This window comes from Sinorhizobium garamanticum (genome assembly GCF_029892065.1).
In the GTDB taxonomy this organism is placed as follows: domain Bacteria; phylum Pseudomonadota; class Alphaproteobacteria; order Rhizobiales; family Rhizobiaceae; genus Sinorhizobium; species Sinorhizobium garamanticum.
This window is the reverse complement of sequence record NZ_CP120373.1, coordinates 1,475,209-1,489,489: the sequence shown is the minus strand read 5'-3', so window position 1 is coordinate 1,489,489 and position 14,281 is coordinate 1,475,209. Positions and strand designations below refer to the sequence as shown.

At 62.7% G+C, this 14,281-nt stretch carries 17 protein-coding genes; 3 read left to right on the top strand and 14 right to left on the bottom strand.

Annotation, left to right across the window (positions count from 1 at the left end; translation table 11 throughout):
- Nucleotides 1-11: 11 nt before the first annotated feature.
- Together PZN02_RS06940 and PZN02_RS06935 are read right to left on the bottom strand one after the other, a co-directional pair.
- Nucleotides 12-467 (bottom strand): cyclic nucleotide-binding domain-containing protein, encoded by a 456-nt coding sequence (locus PZN02_RS06940; protein ID WP_280660859.1) that lies wholly within the window; start codon nt 465-467, stop codon nt 12-14.
- 178 nt (nt 468-645) lie between these two features.
- Nucleotides 646-1,329: a response regulator transcription factor gene (locus tag PZN02_RS06935; RefSeq protein ID WP_136505392.1), complete on the bottom strand. Its 684-nt coding sequence runs from the start codon at nt 1,327-1,329 to the stop codon at nt 646-648.
- A 143-nt stretch (nt 1,330-1,472) separates the two neighbouring features.
- Between PZN02_RS06935 and PZN02_RS06930 the strand changes: the two genes are divergently transcribed.
- Entirely contained in the window at nt 1,473-2,021 is a 549-nt protein-coding gene (locus tag PZN02_RS06930) for a L,D-transpeptidase family protein (protein ID WP_280660858.1), read from the top strand.
- A 12-nt stretch (nt 2,022-2,033) separates the two neighbouring features.
- On the opposite strand, the gene PZN02_RS06925 is transcribed toward PZN02_RS06930, so the two are convergent.
- The 5 genes from PZN02_RS06925 to rplS all read right to left on the bottom strand — a co-directional run bounded on the left by PZN02_RS06925 (nt 2,034) and on the right by rplS (nt 6,954).
- Entirely contained in the window at nt 2,034-2,579 is a 546-nt protein-coding gene (locus PZN02_RS06925) for a SixA phosphatase family protein (RefSeq protein WP_280660857.1), read from the bottom strand.
- A 108-nt stretch (nt 2,580-2,687) separates the two neighbouring features.
- Nucleotides 2,688-4,097 (bottom strand): 3-isopropylmalate dehydratase large subunit, encoded by a 1,410-nt coding sequence (gene leuC / locus PZN02_RS06920; protein ID WP_280660856.1) that lies wholly within the window; start codon nt 4,095-4,097, stop codon nt 2,688-2,690.
- A gap of 300 nt (nt 4,098-4,397) precedes the next feature.
- Entirely contained in the window at nt 4,398-5,216 is an 819-nt protein-coding gene (locus PZN02_RS06915) for an amino acid ABC transporter permease (RefSeq protein ID WP_280661411.1), read from the bottom strand.
- A gap of 71 nt (nt 5,217-5,287) precedes the next feature.
- A complete protein-coding gene (locus PZN02_RS06910; RefSeq protein ID WP_280660855.1) occupies nt 5,288-6,097 on the bottom strand; it encodes a basic amino acid ABC transporter substrate-binding protein in 810 nt (269 codons plus the stop codon).
- A gap of 323 nt (nt 6,098-6,420) precedes the next feature.
- Nucleotides 6,421-6,954 (bottom strand): 50S ribosomal protein L19, encoded by a 534-nt coding sequence (gene rplS / locus PZN02_RS06905; protein ID WP_280660854.1) that lies wholly within the window; start codon nt 6,952-6,954, stop codon nt 6,421-6,423.
- A gap of 330 nt (nt 6,955-7,284) precedes the next feature.
- Here rplS and PZN02_RS06900 point away from each other — a divergent pair, with 330 nt between their 5' ends.
- The gene (locus PZN02_RS06900; protein ID WP_280660853.1) at nt 7,285-8,031 is read left to right on the top strand and encodes a sulfite exporter TauE/SafE family protein; all 747 of its coding nucleotides are present in this window, start codon (nt 7,285-7,287) and stop codon (nt 8,029-8,031) included.
- Nucleotides 8,032-8,064: 33 nt separating this feature from the next.
- On the opposite strand, the gene trmD is transcribed toward PZN02_RS06900, so the two are convergent.
- The 7 genes from trmD to PZN02_RS06865 all read right to left on the bottom strand — a co-directional run bounded on the left by trmD (nt 8,065) and on the right by PZN02_RS06865 (nt 13,139).
- Nucleotides 8,065-8,775, bottom strand: a complete 711-nt coding sequence (gene trmD / locus PZN02_RS06895; protein WP_280660852.1) for a tRNA (guanosine(37)-N1)-methyltransferase TrmD — start codon at nt 8,773-8,775, stop codon at nt 8,065-8,067.
- A gap of 11 nt (nt 8,776-8,786) precedes the next feature.
- Complete coding sequence (gene rimM / locus PZN02_RS06890; RefSeq protein WP_280660851.1) at nt 8,787-9,338, bottom strand: ribosome maturation factor RimM; 552 nt, start codon at nt 9,336-9,338, stop codon at nt 8,787-8,789.
- Between the two features lie 108 nt (nt 9,339-9,446).
- Nucleotides 9,447-9,821, bottom strand: a complete 375-nt coding sequence (gene rpsP, locus PZN02_RS06885; RefSeq protein WP_280660850.1) for a 30S ribosomal protein S16 — start codon at nt 9,819-9,821, stop codon at nt 9,447-9,449.
- Nucleotides 9,822-9,858: 37 nt separating this feature from the next.
- The gene (locus PZN02_RS06880) at nt 9,859-10,194 is read right to left on the bottom strand and encodes a chorismate mutase (protein WP_173508728.1); all 336 of its coding nucleotides are present in this window, start codon (nt 10,192-10,194) and stop codon (nt 9,859-9,861) included.
- Nucleotides 10,195-10,206: 12 nt separating this feature from the next.
- Nucleotides 10,207-11,763, bottom strand: coding sequence for a signal recognition particle protein (ffh, locus tag PZN02_RS06875; RefSeq protein ID WP_280660849.1), 1,557 nt, complete (start codon nt 11,761-11,763; stop codon nt 10,207-10,209).
- A gap of 258 nt (nt 11,764-12,021) precedes the next feature.
- The gene (locus PZN02_RS06870; RefSeq protein ID WP_280660848.1) at nt 12,022-12,669 is read right to left on the bottom strand and encodes a cysteine hydrolase family protein; all 648 of its coding nucleotides are present in this window, start codon (nt 12,667-12,669) and stop codon (nt 12,022-12,024) included.
- Entirely contained in the window at nt 12,666-13,139 is a 474-nt protein-coding gene (locus tag PZN02_RS06865; protein ID WP_280660847.1) for a MarR family winged helix-turn-helix transcriptional regulator, read from the bottom strand. The genes PZN02_RS06870 and PZN02_RS06865 overlap by 4 nt, the downstream gene beginning before the upstream one ends.
- Nucleotides 13,140-13,261: 122 nt before the next feature.
- Here PZN02_RS06865 and PZN02_RS06860 point away from each other — a divergent pair, with 122 nt between their 5' ends.
- Nucleotides 13,262-14,263: an MBL fold metallo-hydrolase gene (locus PZN02_RS06860; RefSeq protein ID WP_280660846.1), complete on the top strand. Its 1,002-nt coding sequence runs from the start codon at nt 13,262-13,264 to the stop codon at nt 14,261-14,263.
- Nucleotides 14,264-14,281: the final 18 nt, after the last annotated feature.

Sequence of the window (14,281 nt, the reverse complement as noted above, 5' to 3'; positions counted from 1 at the left end):
AGGCGCCCGTCCTACGCAAAACGGCCGGCGAGCGCCTCGGCGCGCCGGATCATCGCCTGCAGATTCTCGCGAATACGGGCTTCGACAAGCGCGGTCACCTCCGGATACTCTTCCAGCATCCGGCGAAAAAGCGGGCGATTGATGCGGATGACTTCGCTGTCTTCGTCGGCGGTCGCCGTGAACTTGCGCTCGACCATCGAGATCAACGCCAATTCCGAAAGAAGCGCGCCGCGCTCGACGGTGGCCACATGCTGCTGTCGCCCCTCGCCGTCCGCCTTCGAAAGCGTGAAACTGCCGGCGGCAACGGCAAAGGCACAGTCGGCCGGCGCCCCTTCGCGAAAAAGTTCCTGGCCCTTCAGCACGCGGCGACGCTCAGCGCCGAAGGCAATCAGCCTCAGCTTGTCCTCGCTGATATCGGCAAAGAGCGCCACATTGGACAAAAGCGCGATGTCGTCGTTGAGTGCCAAGCGGCAAATCTCCTGCTGCATGTTTCCTTAGGTCGTAGTCGATCTAAGGATAAAACATGCACTAACCAAAAGGGCTACAGCGTCCCTCGCGCGTCTCACAGACGTGCGGCGCGGCAACGCACTTTGACGAGCGGAATGCGGAAACGGCAAGCCGCTTCACCACTTTCCGCGATCCCGCTTAAGGAACGATCTTATAGCCGCCGTTCTCTGTCACCAAAATCTCCGCATTGGAAGGGTCGCGCTCGATTTTCTGACGGAGCCGGTACACATGCGTCTCCAGCGTGTGCGTGGTGACGCCGGAATTGTAGCCCCAGACCTCCTCGAGCAGGACATCGCGCGTGACCACTTTCTGATCGGCGCGATAGAGATAGCGGATGATTGCCGCTTCCTTCTCCGTCAGGCGGATCTTCTGGCCATTCTCCATCGTCAGCAGTTTCTGGCTTGGCTTGAAGGTGTAGGGACCAACGCTGAAGGTGGCGTCCTCGCTCTGCTCGTGCTGACGAAGCTGGGCGCGGATGCGGGCGAGCAGCACGGCAAAGCGGAACGGCTTAGTGACGTAGTCGTTGGCGCCCGCTTCGAGCCCGAGGATGGTGTCCGAATCGGTGTCGTGCCCGGTCAGCATGACGATCGGTGCCTTGAAGCCGCCTTTGCGCAGGAGCTTGACGGCCTCACGGCCATCCATATCGGGCAGGCCGACATCCATGATCAGGAGGTCGACCTGGTGCGCACGGGCCGCCTGGATCCCCTTGCCGGCGGTCGCCTCTTGCAGGAGGTCGAACTCCTCATAGAGAGAAAGCTGCTCTACCAATGTTTCGCGCAGGTCATTGTCGTCATCGACAAGGAGAATGGTACGTGTCGCCATAGGGACAATTCCTGTTTGCTTCCTGAATCAAACTAGCTCAAATGCCGCACTTGGCAAGCCGGCCGCCGTTGAACTCCGTCATAAATGCAACCATGCCTATGGTCGTCACTAAGTCACGGACAAGGCAAAATTTTGTGAGAATAATGCGCAAGAAAACGTCGGGAGTAAGATCGCCGAAATCAACGATCGTCGTCAGAATGGCGCCACGCGACCGCCGGCGCGCACTTGTCAGCTTCGGCGGCAGAACGGAACAGGCGGCAATCGGCAGAAGCGGCGTGACCGCGATCAAGCGCGAGGGCGACGGCGCGACGCCGCGGGCATCGATGAAGCTGATCGGCGGCTACATGCGCCGCGACCGCATCTCGTTGCCGCCGACTTGCCTGCCGATGCGTGCCATCCGCCGCGACATGTTGTGGTGCGACGATCCCGGGCACGCGTCCTACAATCGCCCGGCCAAAGCCCCGCTTGCGGTAAGCCACGAGACGATGATGCGCGACGACGGCCTCTATGACGTATGCCTGGTCATGGATTGGAACATTTTGTGCAGGCGCCGCAACGCCGGCTCGGCGATCTTCTTCCACCTGATCCGCCCCGGCTACGAGCCGACACAAGGTTGCGTCGCGGTCAGCCTGCCGGCAATGAAGCGGCTGATCCGGCATATGCGCCGGGGGACGATTGTAAAGGTGGTGTAGGAACTAGAGCCTTCAGGCTCCGTCCTCCAGCATGCGGGGCGTCACGAACCGAACGAGTCGGCCCGTCCCTGGCGCAATCTCCGACCATTGCTCGATGGTGAAATCCATGACGGCGAGCGCGGCGGTCGGGAACTTTTCGCGCAGGCGCACCAACGCCACCTCGTCTCCGCCGCCGGCAAGCAGGAGTGCAAGCTCCACCATGCCCGGATTGTGCCCGACGAGCATGAGCTTCTCGACCGACGGCTCCACGTTGCGGATCACATCGATCATGGCCCTGGCTGCCACCTCGTAGATGGCGACCGCGTCGCGGGCCTCGACCTTGTGTGGCAGCTCGCCGGCGACAAGCTCCCAGGTCTCCTGCGCGCGCCGGGCGGTCGAAACGAGCGCGAGATCCGGGATCAACTCCTGCCGCGCCATGAAGGCGCCGATTGCCGGCGCCGCCCTTCGGCCGCGGCCGGCGAGCGGGCGTCGATGGTCGGCAACCCCCTCCGGCCAGGCGGATTTGCCGTGACGGAGCAACAGGAGGCGGCGTATCGGGGGTCTGGCGTCGTCAGGCATGGGGCGCTCCTCATCTGTCGGCCGATCATTCTATTCTCGCACCGTCGCGCGCATAAAAAAAGCCGCCCCGAAGGGCGGCCTGAGATGCCGGAAAAGCTCAAAACCGGCTTATTTCCACTCGCGGATATCGACGAAGCGCCCGGAAACCGCCGCGGCGGCAGCCATCGCCGGCGAGACCAGATGCGTACGCCCCTTGAAGCCCTGACGGCCTTCGAAGTTGCGGTTCGACGTCGAGGCGCAGCGCTCGCCCGGCTTCAGCCGGTCGTCGTTCATCGCCAGGCACATGGAGCAGCCGGGCTCGCGCCAGTCGAAGCCTGCTTCCTTGAAAATCTTGTCGAGGCCCTCGGCTTCCGCCTGTTCCTTGACGAGGCCGGAGCCGGGCACGATCATGGCCGAAACCGTCGAGGCGACCTTGCGGCCCTCGACGACCTTGGCGACGGCGCGCAGGTCCTCGATGCGGCCATTGGTGCAGGAACCGATGAAGACCCGGTCGATGGCGATGTCGGTGATCTTCGTGCCCGGCTTCAGGCCCATATAGTCGAGCGCACGCCATTTCGAAGCGCGCTTGGTCTCCTCCTGGATTTCATCCGGGTTCGGAACGATGCCCTGCACCGAAACCACGTCCTCCGGCGAGGAGCCCCAGGAAACGATCGGCGGCAGATTGGCGGCGTCGAGCACGACGACGCGGTCGTAGTGGGCGCCCTCGTCCGTGTTGAGCGTCTTCCAGTATTCGAGCGCCATGTCCCAGGCCTTGCCCTTCGGCGCGCGCGGCCGGTCCTTGATATAGGCGAAGGTCGTCTCATCCGGGGCGATCAGGCCGGCGCGGGCGCCGCCTTCGATCGTCATGTTGCAGATCGTCATGCGGCCTTCCATCGAGAGCGACCGGATGGCTTCGCCGGCGAACTCGATGACATGGCCGGTGCCGCCGGCCGTGCCGATTTCGCCGATGATCGCGAGGATGATGTCCTTGGCCGTGACGCCCGGCGGCAATTGGCCGTCGACGCGCACCAGCATGTTCTTCGCCTTTTTCTGAATCAGCGTCTGCGTCGCCAGAACATGTTCCACTTCCGACGTGCCGATACCATGCGCAAGCGCTCCGAAGGCGCCGTGCGTCGAGGTGTGACTGTCACCGCAGACGATCGTCATGCCCGGCAGCGTGAAGCCCTGCTCGGGACCGACGATGTGGACGATGCCCTGGCGCTTGTCGTTCTCGGAGTAGTATTCGACGCCGAAGTCGGCCGCGTTCTTGGCGAGCGCCTCGACCTGGATACGGCTCTCCTCGTTCTTGATGCCGAGGTGGCGATCGGGCGAGGTCGGGACGTTATGGTCGACGACGGCGAGCGTTTTTTCCGGCGCGCGGACCTTGCGGCCGGCCATGCGCAGGCCCTCGAAGGCCTGCGGGCTCGTCACCTCGTGGACGAGGTGACGATCGATGTAGAGAAGACAGGTGCCGTCGTCCTGGCTGTTGACCAGATGATCGTCCCAGATCTTGTCGTAGAGGGTACGCGGTGCGCTCATGGCGATATGTCCATTCGAATTTTCAGAATATGGGAAGGGCCGGCAGCAGAGCGGCCGGAAAAACTGATCGAACGATCAGGATAGGCGGCTGGTGAGCGCGCCGGAAACTCGCGCGAAAAAGCGTGCCGGCAGACGCTTGTGGTCCTGCAGCACGACGATTTTCTGTTCGCGACATCCGAATTTGGATTCCATGGCCGTGCTCATATCAATTTTTTGACACCTCGGCAATTGGCGAGATGGAAGCGACTCCGCAACACCCCTCCCTGTCGTGAGAGGTTGGGGGAGAGCCAGCAAATGCGCCTACCGCGCCTCCGCCCGCCTCAGCCGCTGCTCCAGCGCTCTCAGCGCCAAGGACAGGCCGATCGTGAGGATCAGATAGACATAGGCGACGATCGAATAGGTCTCGAAGAAGCGGAACGAGCCCGAAGCGTAGATCTTGCCCATCTGGGTGATATCGGCGACGCCGAGCACCGAGACCAGCGAGGAATCCTTGACCATCGCCACGAAGTCGTTGCCGAGTGGCGGCAGGATGACGCGGATCGCCTGCGGGAAGACGACGAGGCGAAAGCGCTGATAGCGCGAAAGCCCGAGCGCTTTCGCTGCCTCCACCTGCCCCTTGTCGACCGACTGGATACCAGCGCGAAAGACCTCGGCGATGAAGGCCGAATAGCCGATCATCAAGGCGATGATCGCCCGCCACATCAGCGACACGTCGCGGACCACGAACGGCTCCATCCAACCCGCCGAGATCAGCGGCTGCGCGAAGAAATTCGCGGTCACGACCAGCGCCGGCGCTCCGACGAAGGCAATGTAGAAGAGCAGCACGAGGATCGGCACGCCGCGAATGACTTCGGTATAGAAGCGCGCGATCTGGCGCAGCGCCACATGCTCGGACAACGCCATCAATGCAATTGCGAGGCCAAGTATCGTCGCGAGCACGAAACCCACCAGCGTCACAAAGACGGTGACGCCGAGGCCCTTCAGGACGACGGTGAACACCTGGGCGAAGATGTCGTTGGCGGCGATCACCGCGGCAAGCGCTACGGCGATGACGAGAAGGGCGACCAGCCACCAGGGATAGTCGCCCTTCTCGGATGTGTCGGATTTAACTGGCGCCATCATGATTCCGATAAGTTGGAGCGGGATGCGGGCGGAAAACCGCACATATTTTCCTCATCCCGCTCCGGCGATCAGCCGCCCATCTTGTAGTCGAGGAACCACTTCTTGTTCAGCGCATCGAAGGTGCCGTCCTCCTTCAGCGCCTTGATGGCGGCATTGATCGGGGCCACGAGATCAGAGCCCTTCGGGAAGATGAAGCCGAAGTCCTCGGTGCCGAGCGGCTCGCCGACCACCTTGAGCTTGCCTTCGGACGAATCGACATAGCCTTGTGCCGCCACGCTGTCGGTCAGCACGAGGTCGACGTCGCCGGCCTTGAGCGCCTGCACGGTCGCGCCGAAGGTCTCGAACAGCTTGATGCGTGGGTTCTGCTCATTGCCGTCAAGGATTTCATAGACCGCCGTGTAGAACGGCGAGGTGCCGGGCTGGGCACCGATCAGCGCATCCTCGACCGCAGCGAAGCTCTTGGCGTCCTTAAAGCGGGCTTCGTCGCCGCGCACCAGCATGAACTGCTGCGAGCGCATATAGGGATCCGAGAAGTCGACCTTTTCCTTGCGGTCGTCCTTGATGGTGATGCCGGTCATGCCAACCTGGTACTGGCCGTCGGAGACCGCCTGGATCATCGCATCCCAACTGGTGTTCTGGTACTCGACCTTGAAGTTCAGCCGCTTGGCGATCTCGTTCATCGCATCATATTCCCAGCCGACCGCCTGGCCGGTCTTGGGGTCGACGAATTGCAGCGGTGGATAGGCGTTCTCGGTCACGACGACGACCGTCTTGCCGCCGAGGTCCGGCAGGTCGCTCGCGTGAGCGGGCGCAGAGAATACGAATGGAACGGCGAGGGCTGCGGCGATACCCGCAAGCACATGGCGACGGCATGTCATTGGAGAAGCTCCCGAAAATTGTGGCGACAGAAAATGTCACAAATTTCACCGGGAAGACAAGCAGATAGATCACTACTGCATGATTCCTTAAATCGGAATCGATTTAAGGACAAAATCATGCAGCACTTCAAAGTGCTTCAGCGACCTTTGCGCGTCCGATTGGACGCGCGGCGCTGTAGGATTTCGGGTCGATGCAAAATCCGATTCCCTTGAGGGGCGAGCGCGACGCGGGCGGAAACTGCTTCACACTTTTCCTGATCCCGCTCGGCAAAAAGAAAGGCGGCCCGAGGCCGCCTTTCTGAAAATTCCGAGGAACTGAAATCTTATTCGGCTGCGTTTTCCGCTGCCTTTGCTTCTTCCGCTGCCTTTGCCTCGGCGGCTTCGGCTGCGGCCTTCTCGGCTGCGAGAGCCTGGGCGGCTGCAACCTTTTCAGCCTCGATGCGTGCCTTTTCGTCAGCGACGGACTGGCGCTCGGCTTCGTTCAGCTTGCGGGCGCGCGTGCCGGTGTTTTCCACGATACGGGCCGACTTGCCGCGACGATCGCGCAGATAGTAGAGCTTGGCGCGACGGACCTTACCGCGGCGAACCACGTCGACGCTCTCGACGAGCGGAGAGTAAACCGGGAATACGCGCTCGACACCTTCGCCGTAGGAGATCTTGCGAACGGTGAAGCTTTCGTTGAGGCCGCCGCCGGAACGGGCGATGCAGACGCCTTCATAGGCCTGGACGCGGGTACGGTTGCCTTCGACAACGCGGACGTTGACGCGAACCGTGTCGCCGGCGGAGAAATCGGGAAGGGTGCGCTTTGCGGCGATCTTGGCGGCCTGTTCGGCTTCCAGCTGCTGGATGATGTTCATCGGTCTAACCTTTGCGTTCTTCTGAAACAGCCAGAGCGCTCTCGATCAGCCTGTTGGATTTCCCTTCAAGCCTTGCCGTATTTATGGCAGGAGCGGATTCGCCATTCTTTGTTGATGGTCGACGGGCAAAGAACCCGAACCGGGGCGGCACATACACCAAACAATCTGCCTTGTCATCCCCGAAAGCCGATTTTCTCGGGTTCCCGGCCCCGCAAGCCGCATTTTATCAGAATTTCCTCATATTGCAGGCATTGGAGGCACTGTCGGCGACGGGCTTGCGGTCGATATCGCCAACGGCTATCCCGGTGTCCACGCGGTTCGGGGATAGCCATGACGATTGTTCAAGCTCTTCTGCTTTTTGTTTCGGGATTCCTCTCCGGTGTCGTCAATGCCATCGCCGGCGGCGGCACCTTTCTGACCTTCGGCGCCATGACCCTTGGCGGCCTGCCGCCGATCGTTGCCAACGCCACCTCGTCGATCATCCAGCTGCCGGGCTACATTACGTCGGCGCTCGCCTATGCAAAGGAAATCCGCGCGGACCGGCGGAACGCGATCTTGCTCGGCGTCATTTCTGCGATCGGCGGACTGGCGGGTGCGCTGCTCCTGCTCTCCCTCTCGAACCCGTCCTTCCGCGCGATGGTGCCCTGGCTGCTGATCGCCGCGACCGCGATCTTCGCGGCCGGTCCGCTACTGAAGCCCAAGGCACGCAGCGACGAACACCGAATCGGCCCGCTCGGGGTGGCCAGCCAGATGGCGACCTCCGTCTATGGCGGCTTCTTCGGCGCCGGCATGGGCATCATGATGCTGGCCGTTCTCGGCCTTGCGACCGGTGGCGGCTATCATCGACTGAACGCGCTGAAGAACTTCATCTCGATCGTCATTGCCGCGATCGCCATCGCGGTCTTTGCCGCGGGCGGCGTCGTCTCCTGGCTGCACGCGGCCATCATGGTTCCGGGTGCGGCTCTTGGCGGCTACTCGGGAGTCTGGGCGGCGCGGCGCGTCCCCCAGGCGATCATTCGGGCGCTCGTCGTCGCGGTCGGGTTGCTGCTCGCCGCCTATTATTTCTTCACCGGCTGACCGATCGCACGGCAAGTTTTGATCCACGCGTGATTATTCCGAAAACCGGTTCCCACTTTTCGGATCACGCGCCAGCAGATCCGGCCGGCGCTCCGCCGTCAATTTTCGGGCTTCCGCCTCGCGCCATTTGGCGATGGCGCCGTGGTTTCCGGAGGTGAGCACGGCCGGGATTTCATGACCTTCGAAGACCTGCGGGCGCGTGTAATGCGGATGCTCCAGAAGTCCGCCCTCGAAACTCTCGTGCACGCCGGACAATTCGTTGCCCATCACGCCCGGCAGGATGCGTACGACGGCATCGAGCAGCACGAGCGCCGCCGGCTCTCCGCCGGAGAGAATGTAGTCGCCGATCGACACTTCCTCGAGATTGCGCGTGTCGATGACCCGCTGGTCGACACCCTCGAAGCGGCCACAGACGATGACGACGCCGGGGCCGGCGGCGAGTTCCCGCACGCGCTCCTGCGTCAAAGGCCGGCCGCGCGGGCTCATCAGCAGCCGCGGACGATCATCCTCGGCCGCGACTTTATCGATCGCGCGCGCCAGCACGTCGGGCTTCAGCACCATGCCGGCGCCGCCGCCGGCTGGCGTGTCGTCGACGGTGCGGTGCTTGTCCTCGGCGAAATCGCGAATCTGCACGGCCTCGATCGACCACTGTCCACGTTCCAGCGCCTTGCCGGCGAGCGAAACGCCGAGGTGTCCGGGAAACATTTCCGGATAGAGCGTCAGGACCGTCGCGCGAAAGGACATCGCCGAATCGCTCACTTGCTCTTTTTGCCGGCGCCGTCTTCCTTGGCGTCGACAAGGCCGGACGCAACTGGATCGACCAGCAGCTTGCCGGCTTCCAGGTCGATTTCGAGCACCGACCATTCGGTAAAGGGGATCAGCACCGGCCGCTTGCCCGGCCCCTTCAATTCCAGGAGATCGCCGGCGCCGAAATCGAAGACGCCGGTCACCGAGCCATAACTCCTGCCGGCACCGTCTACCGCTTCCAGCCCTTCGAGATCGGCGTAGAAAAACTCATCCTCGTCGAGATCTTCGTCGGGAAGATTGTCGCGTTCGATGAAGAGTTCGAGCCCGTTGAGGCCTTCGGCCGCATTACGGTCGTTGATGCCGCGAAAGCGCACCACGACCATGTTCTTGGCCTCGCGGATTTCGAGCACCTCGAAGACACGCCCGTCGGCACTGTGCAGGTTACCATAGTCGCCGAGCGCGGTCGGGTCGGCTGTAAAGGATTTCACCCGCACCTCGCCGCGCAGGCCCTGGGCTGCGCCGACCGTCGCCACCAGGACTGGATTTTCAAGCTTGCTCATGGTCTGCATCCATTTCCGATTTCGGGCACGATCCGGACTCCGTGTGCACATAAAACAAAACGGGCGGCATGAAAATGCCACCCGTTTGCCACGTCCGTTTGACGGAGATTATTCCGCGGCAGCTTCGGCAGCGGCAGCAGCTGCTTCTTCAGCCTTCTGCTTGGCTTCGGCGGCACGCTCCTGTGCCTTCTTGCCCGGCTGTGCCTTGTTCGGGTTGTTGCGGGCCGGGCGCTGGGCGAGACCGGCCTGGTCGAGGAAGCGCAGGACGCGGTCGGTCGGCTGTGCGCCCTGGGCAATCCAGTGGCTCACGCGCTCAGCGTCGAGCTCGACGCGCTTTTCGTCGTCCTTGCCGAGCATCGGGTTCCAGGAGCCGAGCTTTTCGAGGAAGCGGCCGTCACGCGGGCTGCGCGCATCGGCAACGACGATCTGGTAGTAGGGGCGCTTCTTGGAACCGCCACGGGCGAGACGAATTTTCAGTGCCATTTCAGTTACTCCTTGCAGGCTTTCTTGACCGCTTCGTTCAAGCGGAATGGGTGGCGCCGGCGTTGCTCGCGGGCTGCGAGCGATCGGCGGCGATGGCTTCATGATGCCGGATGACTTCCTTGATGATGAAGTTCAAGAACTTCTCGGCGAAATCCGGGTCCAGATTGGCATCCTTCGCCAGACGGCGGAGGCGTTCGATCTGGTATTCTTCGCGCGCCGGATCGGCCGGCGGCAATTGATGCTTGGCCTTCAGAACGCCGACCGCCTTGGTGCAGCGGAAGCGTTCGGCCAGCATGTGGACGAGCGCGGCATCGATATTGTCGATCGACTGCCGGTAGCCCGCCAATTCCTCTCTGATCTCGGGATCAACCATTCGCTGCGATCCTCACTTTTTCTTCGGCAGGCCGGGAAGACCCGGGAAACCGCCACCAAGACCCGGAAGCTGGCCGGGCAATCCCCCGCCGCCAAGACCGGGCAGGCCGCCACCAGGCTTTCCGAGGCCGGCGGCCTCAGCCTGCTTCTGCAGGGCCTCGAGCTGCTTGGGGTCGAGCTTCGACAGATCCGGCATGCCGCCGCCGAGCCCGCCGAGGCCCATCTTGCTGGCAAGGCCGCCCATCATCTGCTTCATCATGCCGCCTTTGCCCTTGCCGCCCATCATCTTCATCATGTCCGCCATCTGGCGGTGCATCTTCAGAAGCTTGTTGATGTCGGCGGCATCGGTGCCCGAGCCGGCAGCGATGCGCTTCTTGCGCGAATGCTTGAGGATATCCGGATTGGCGCGCTCGGCCTTGGTCATCGACGAGATGATGGCGAGCTGGCGCTTGAAGAGCCCGTCGTCGAGGCCGGCAGCGGCGATCTTGTCCTTCATGCCGGCCATGCCGGGCATCAGCCCCATGATGCCGCCCATGCCGCCCATCTTCTGCATCTGGCGCAGCTGGTCGGCGAGGTCGTTCAGGTCGAACTTGCCCTTGGCCATCTTGGCGGCCATGGCGGCCGCCTTCTCGGCATCGATGTTTTCCGCCGCCTTTTCGACCAGCGAAATGATATCGCCCATGCCGAGGATGCGGTCGGCAACGCGGCGGGGATGGAACTCCTCGAGCTCGCCCATCTTCTCGCCGACGCCGATGAGCTTGATCGGCTTGCCGGTGACGGCGCGCATAGACAGCGCGGCACCGCCGCGGCCGTCGCCGTCCATGCGGGTGAGCACCAGGCCGGTGATGCCGACGCGGTCGTCGAAATTGCGGGCGAGATTGACCGCGTCCTGACCGGTCAGCGCATCGGCGACGAGCAGGATCTCATGCGGATTGGACTTCCGCTTGATCTCCGCCATCTCGATCATCAACGGCTCGTCAATATGGGTGCGGCCGGCGGTATCGAGGATGACGACGTCATGGCCGCCGAGCTTGGCCGCCTGGACGGCGCGCGCGGCAATGTCGGTCGGCGACTGACCGGCGATAACCGGCAGCGTATCGACGCCCGTCTGGACGCCGAGCTGGCGCAACTGCTCCTGCGCAGCCGGACGGCGCGTGTCGAGCGAGGCCATCAGGACCTTCTTCTTGTCCCGCGTGGTCAGGCGCTTGGCGATCTTGCCGGTCGTCGTCGTCTTACCCGAGCCCTGGAGGCCGACCATCATGATGACGACCGGGGCTGGCGCGTTGAGATCGACCGACACGCCCTCCGAGCCGAGCATCGCGACGAGCTCGTCATGGACGATCTTGACGACCATCTGGCCGGGCTTGATCGACTTCAGGATTTCGGCGCCGACCGCCTTCTCGCGAACCTTTTCCGTAAAGGACCGCACGACATCGAGCGCGACGTCCGCTTCGAGCAGCGCACGGCGAACCTCCCGAAGCGCCGCGGAAACATCAGCTTCCGACAGGGCGCCGCGGCCGGTCAGTCCATTCAATATGGAACCAAGACGGTCCTGGAGGCTCTCGAACATTCTCTCTTCCTTCTGGTTTCCGGTTTTACCAACGGCTCAGCCGGAAACGTGGGTTCCCTCGCGCGGAAAACAAGGCGCAAAGCCAAAAACCACCCGAGGGCGCAACGCGCTGTCGGATGTTGACCTCCGGGCTCTCTTTATACCTTTGCGGGTCCCGGTCGGCGGCTTCGAAGTCATCACTTGCGAAGGAATTGGCCGCGATAAACATCAAAGCCGGTGAAAAGTCAAGGATTAGCGGTAAATTCGCTTGAGGCCGCTTCAGGTCAGTACGGCGCCCCGCCCTTCGAGCGCCTTGGCATGCTTGCGCCATCCGGCTTCGTCGCGACTCAATACGGCGTTTTCGAGAATTTCGACCCGATAACCGCGGTTGAGCGCGCCGTTGGCGGTGTTCTGGACGCAATGGCAGCCGTCGAGGCCTGTCAACAGCAAGGTGCCGATCCTGTTTGCAGCCAGATAGCCCTCAAGCTCCGGCGAGGAGAAGCCGTCGCTCAGCGATTTCACCACCTCGAAATCCGGCGACAGCGGCAGTGCCAGACCAAGCCCTTTCGATCCCGGGATTCCCCGCCCCTCGCCGAAAAGCCAGATCATCAGCCTGATGAGCGGCGCGCGATAGACATGGCGGATGGCAATCACCGGTATCTCGGCTTCGCTCGCCTTGACGGCAGCCGTGCTGATCATGGCAAGGCGCGACTTCAGGTAGGCCTCGTTCCATCCGTATTTTCCGCCGATCGACGTGAAATCCTTTTGCAGGTCGATGACGAGCAGCGCCAGGTTCGGCCGCATGGAAATGTCGATGCGCTCGCCGGTGGTCGGCGTATTCGCTCTCCTTAATTCGTGCTTCAGGCGAATGACGAAGAGGGCAACAGCAACGATGATCGCCCCGACCACCGCGAGAACCGCAATCATCCGCTTTCCTCCGTGCCCAGCTGACGCGCCAGTTCCTCGAAAGCGGAGTCGACGCGCGCCATCACCCGAAGAGCCACCACCACCTCGGTCTGATTGATATCGCCGAGGGCCGCATGCAGCAGTTCCAGTTCACGCTGGTGAACGGCGCTGAACAACTCACGGCCGGCGGCGCTCGGGACGCAGAAATAGGCTTTGCGATGCTCCGGATTGGGCTTTTTCTCGATCAAGGCCTTTGCGAAGAGCCCCGCCGCGATGCGCTGGACGAACTGTCGCTTCATCGATAGGCGCTTCGCCGCCTCCGGCACCGTCAGCGGCTCGTCGCAAAGCACTTCCAGGACGGCACGCTCGGCAACCGTGATCCCCGCCCCCTCGAGCATTTTCTCCACCGTCCTGTTGACGTTGAGCTGGATGGGGCGGACAAGTTTGATGGCCCTGTAGAGCCGTTCCTGTTTGTCGAATCGGACGAGCATCGGCTGATAATAGCAATCGAGTTGTCATCTTCAAGAATTTGTTAAGGACTCTTGCCCGAAGTCTGGGATGAGGCGCCCGGTGCGCCTATCTTGTTGCATGGCAACGGCAGCCGAGGACGGCGATGACGAAAGGTGGCAATCCCTATTACTCCGGCCCCGTATCGGATCATTTCGACGGCGTTCGCTTCTTCAATCCCGGCGGCACCGCACCGCGCGGCTTCGGCGCTCTCCTGCGCTGGCAGCTTGGCGGTGGTTGGGCGAGATGGCCCGCGCACCATGCCAGTCCGTTCCTGCCGGCGAGACCAGACCTCAATGTCGACGGCGACGGTCTCCGGGTGACTATGGTCGGACATGCGACGCTCCTGATCCAGGTCGGCGGCCTGAACATCCTGACCGATCCGGTCTGGTCGCACCGCGCAAGCCCCTTCCCTTTCGCCGGTCCCCATCGGCGCAACGCGCCCGGCATTCTCATGGACGACCTGCCGCCGATCGACATCGTCCTTATCACGCACAATCACTACGATCACCTCGATCTCGCCACGCTCACGGCATTGAACGAGGAACACGCACCGCGCATCGTGACACCGCTCGGCAACGACACGATTATCCGGCGTTCGGTTCCGAACGCCGAAATTTCCGTTGTCGATTGGGGCGACCGGGTCGATGCGGAGGACGGGATCACCATCCATGCCGAGCCCTGCCACCACTGGTCGGCCCGCCGTTCCGGCGACCGGCGCATGGCGCTATGGGCCGCCTTCGTCATCGAGACCCCGGCCGGCAAGATCTATCATGTCGGCGACACCGGCTTTCATGACGGCATCAACTATCGTGCTGCGCGTGCCAAGCACGGTTCTTTCCGCCTCGCCAACCTGCCGTTCGGCTGCTACGAGCCGCGCTGGTTCATGGCGTCGCAGCACCAGAATCCGGAAGAGGCGGTCATGGGCATGATCGCCTGCGGCGCCGAACACGTCGCCGGGCACCATTGGGGCACGTTCCGCTTGACCAATGAAGGGATCGAGGAGCCGCTGAGAGCCCTGGAGGCGGCACTCGAAAAGGCCGGCATTGAACGGACGCGCTTCAGGGCGATGCGCCCCGGTGAAGTCTTCGACGCTCCCAAGCCTTGAGGCGAAATGAAGCCGGCA

Excerpts from the sequence above, each read along its gene's own strand:
- ffh (WP_280660849.1), bottom strand. The coding sequence starts at position 11,763 with ATGTTCGAGAGCCTCCAGGACCGTCTTGGTTCCATATTGAATGGACTG.
- PZN02_RS06870 (WP_280660848.1), bottom strand. The coding sequence starts at position 12,669 with ATGATTGCGGTTCTCGCGGTGGTCGGGGCGATCATCGTTGCTGTTGCC.
- rimM (WP_280660851.1), bottom strand. The coding sequence starts at position 9,338 with ATGAGCAAGCTTGAAAATCCAGTCCTGGTGGCGACGGTCGGCGCAGCC.
- PZN02_RS06915 (WP_280661411.1), bottom strand. The coding sequence starts at position 5,216 with ATGGCGCCAGTTAAATCCGACACATCCGAGAAGGGCGACTATCCCTGG.
- leuC (WP_280660856.1), bottom strand. The coding sequence starts at position 4,097 with ATGAGCGCACCGCGTACCCTCTACGACAAGATCTGGGACGATCATCTG.
- trmD (WP_280660852.1), bottom strand. The coding sequence starts at position 8,775 with ATGTCCTTTCGCGCGACGGTCCTGACGCTCTATCCGGAAATGTTTCCC.
- PZN02_RS06930 (WP_280660858.1), top strand. The coding sequence starts at position 1,473 with ATGCGCAAGAAAACGTCGGGAGTAAGATCGCCGAAATCAACGATCGTC.
- rpsP (WP_280660850.1), bottom strand. The coding sequence starts at position 9,821 with ATGGCACTGAAAATTCGTCTCGCCCGTGGCGGTTCCAAGAAGCGCCCC.
- PZN02_RS06880 (WP_173508728.1), bottom strand. The coding sequence starts at position 10,194 with ATGGTTGATCCCGAGATCAGAGAGGAATTGGCGGGCTACCGGCAGTCG.
- PZN02_RS06925 (WP_280660857.1), bottom strand. The coding sequence starts at position 2,579 with ATGCCTGACGACGCCAGACCCCCGATACGCCGCCTCCTGTTGCTCCGT.
- PZN02_RS06935 (WP_136505392.1), bottom strand. The coding sequence starts at position 1,329 with ATGGCGACACGTACCATTCTCCTTGTCGATGACGACAATGACCTGCGC.
- PZN02_RS06910 (WP_280660855.1), bottom strand. The coding sequence starts at position 6,097 with ATGACATGCCGTCGCCATGTGCTTGCGGGTATCGCCGCAGCCCTCGCC.
- rplS (WP_280660854.1), bottom strand. The coding sequence starts at position 6,954 with ATGAACATCATCCAGCAGCTGGAAGCCGAACAGGCCGCCAAGATCGCC.
- PZN02_RS06860 (WP_280660846.1), top strand. The coding sequence starts at position 13,262 with ATGACGAAAGGTGGCAATCCCTATTACTCCGGCCCCGTATCGGATCAT.
- PZN02_RS06900 (WP_280660853.1), top strand. The coding sequence starts at position 7,285 with ATGACGATTGTTCAAGCTCTTCTGCTTTTTGTTTCGGGATTCCTCTCC.
- PZN02_RS06865 (WP_280660847.1), bottom strand. The coding sequence starts at position 13,139 with ATGCTCGTCCGATTCGACAAACAGGAACGGCTCTACAGGGCCATCAAA.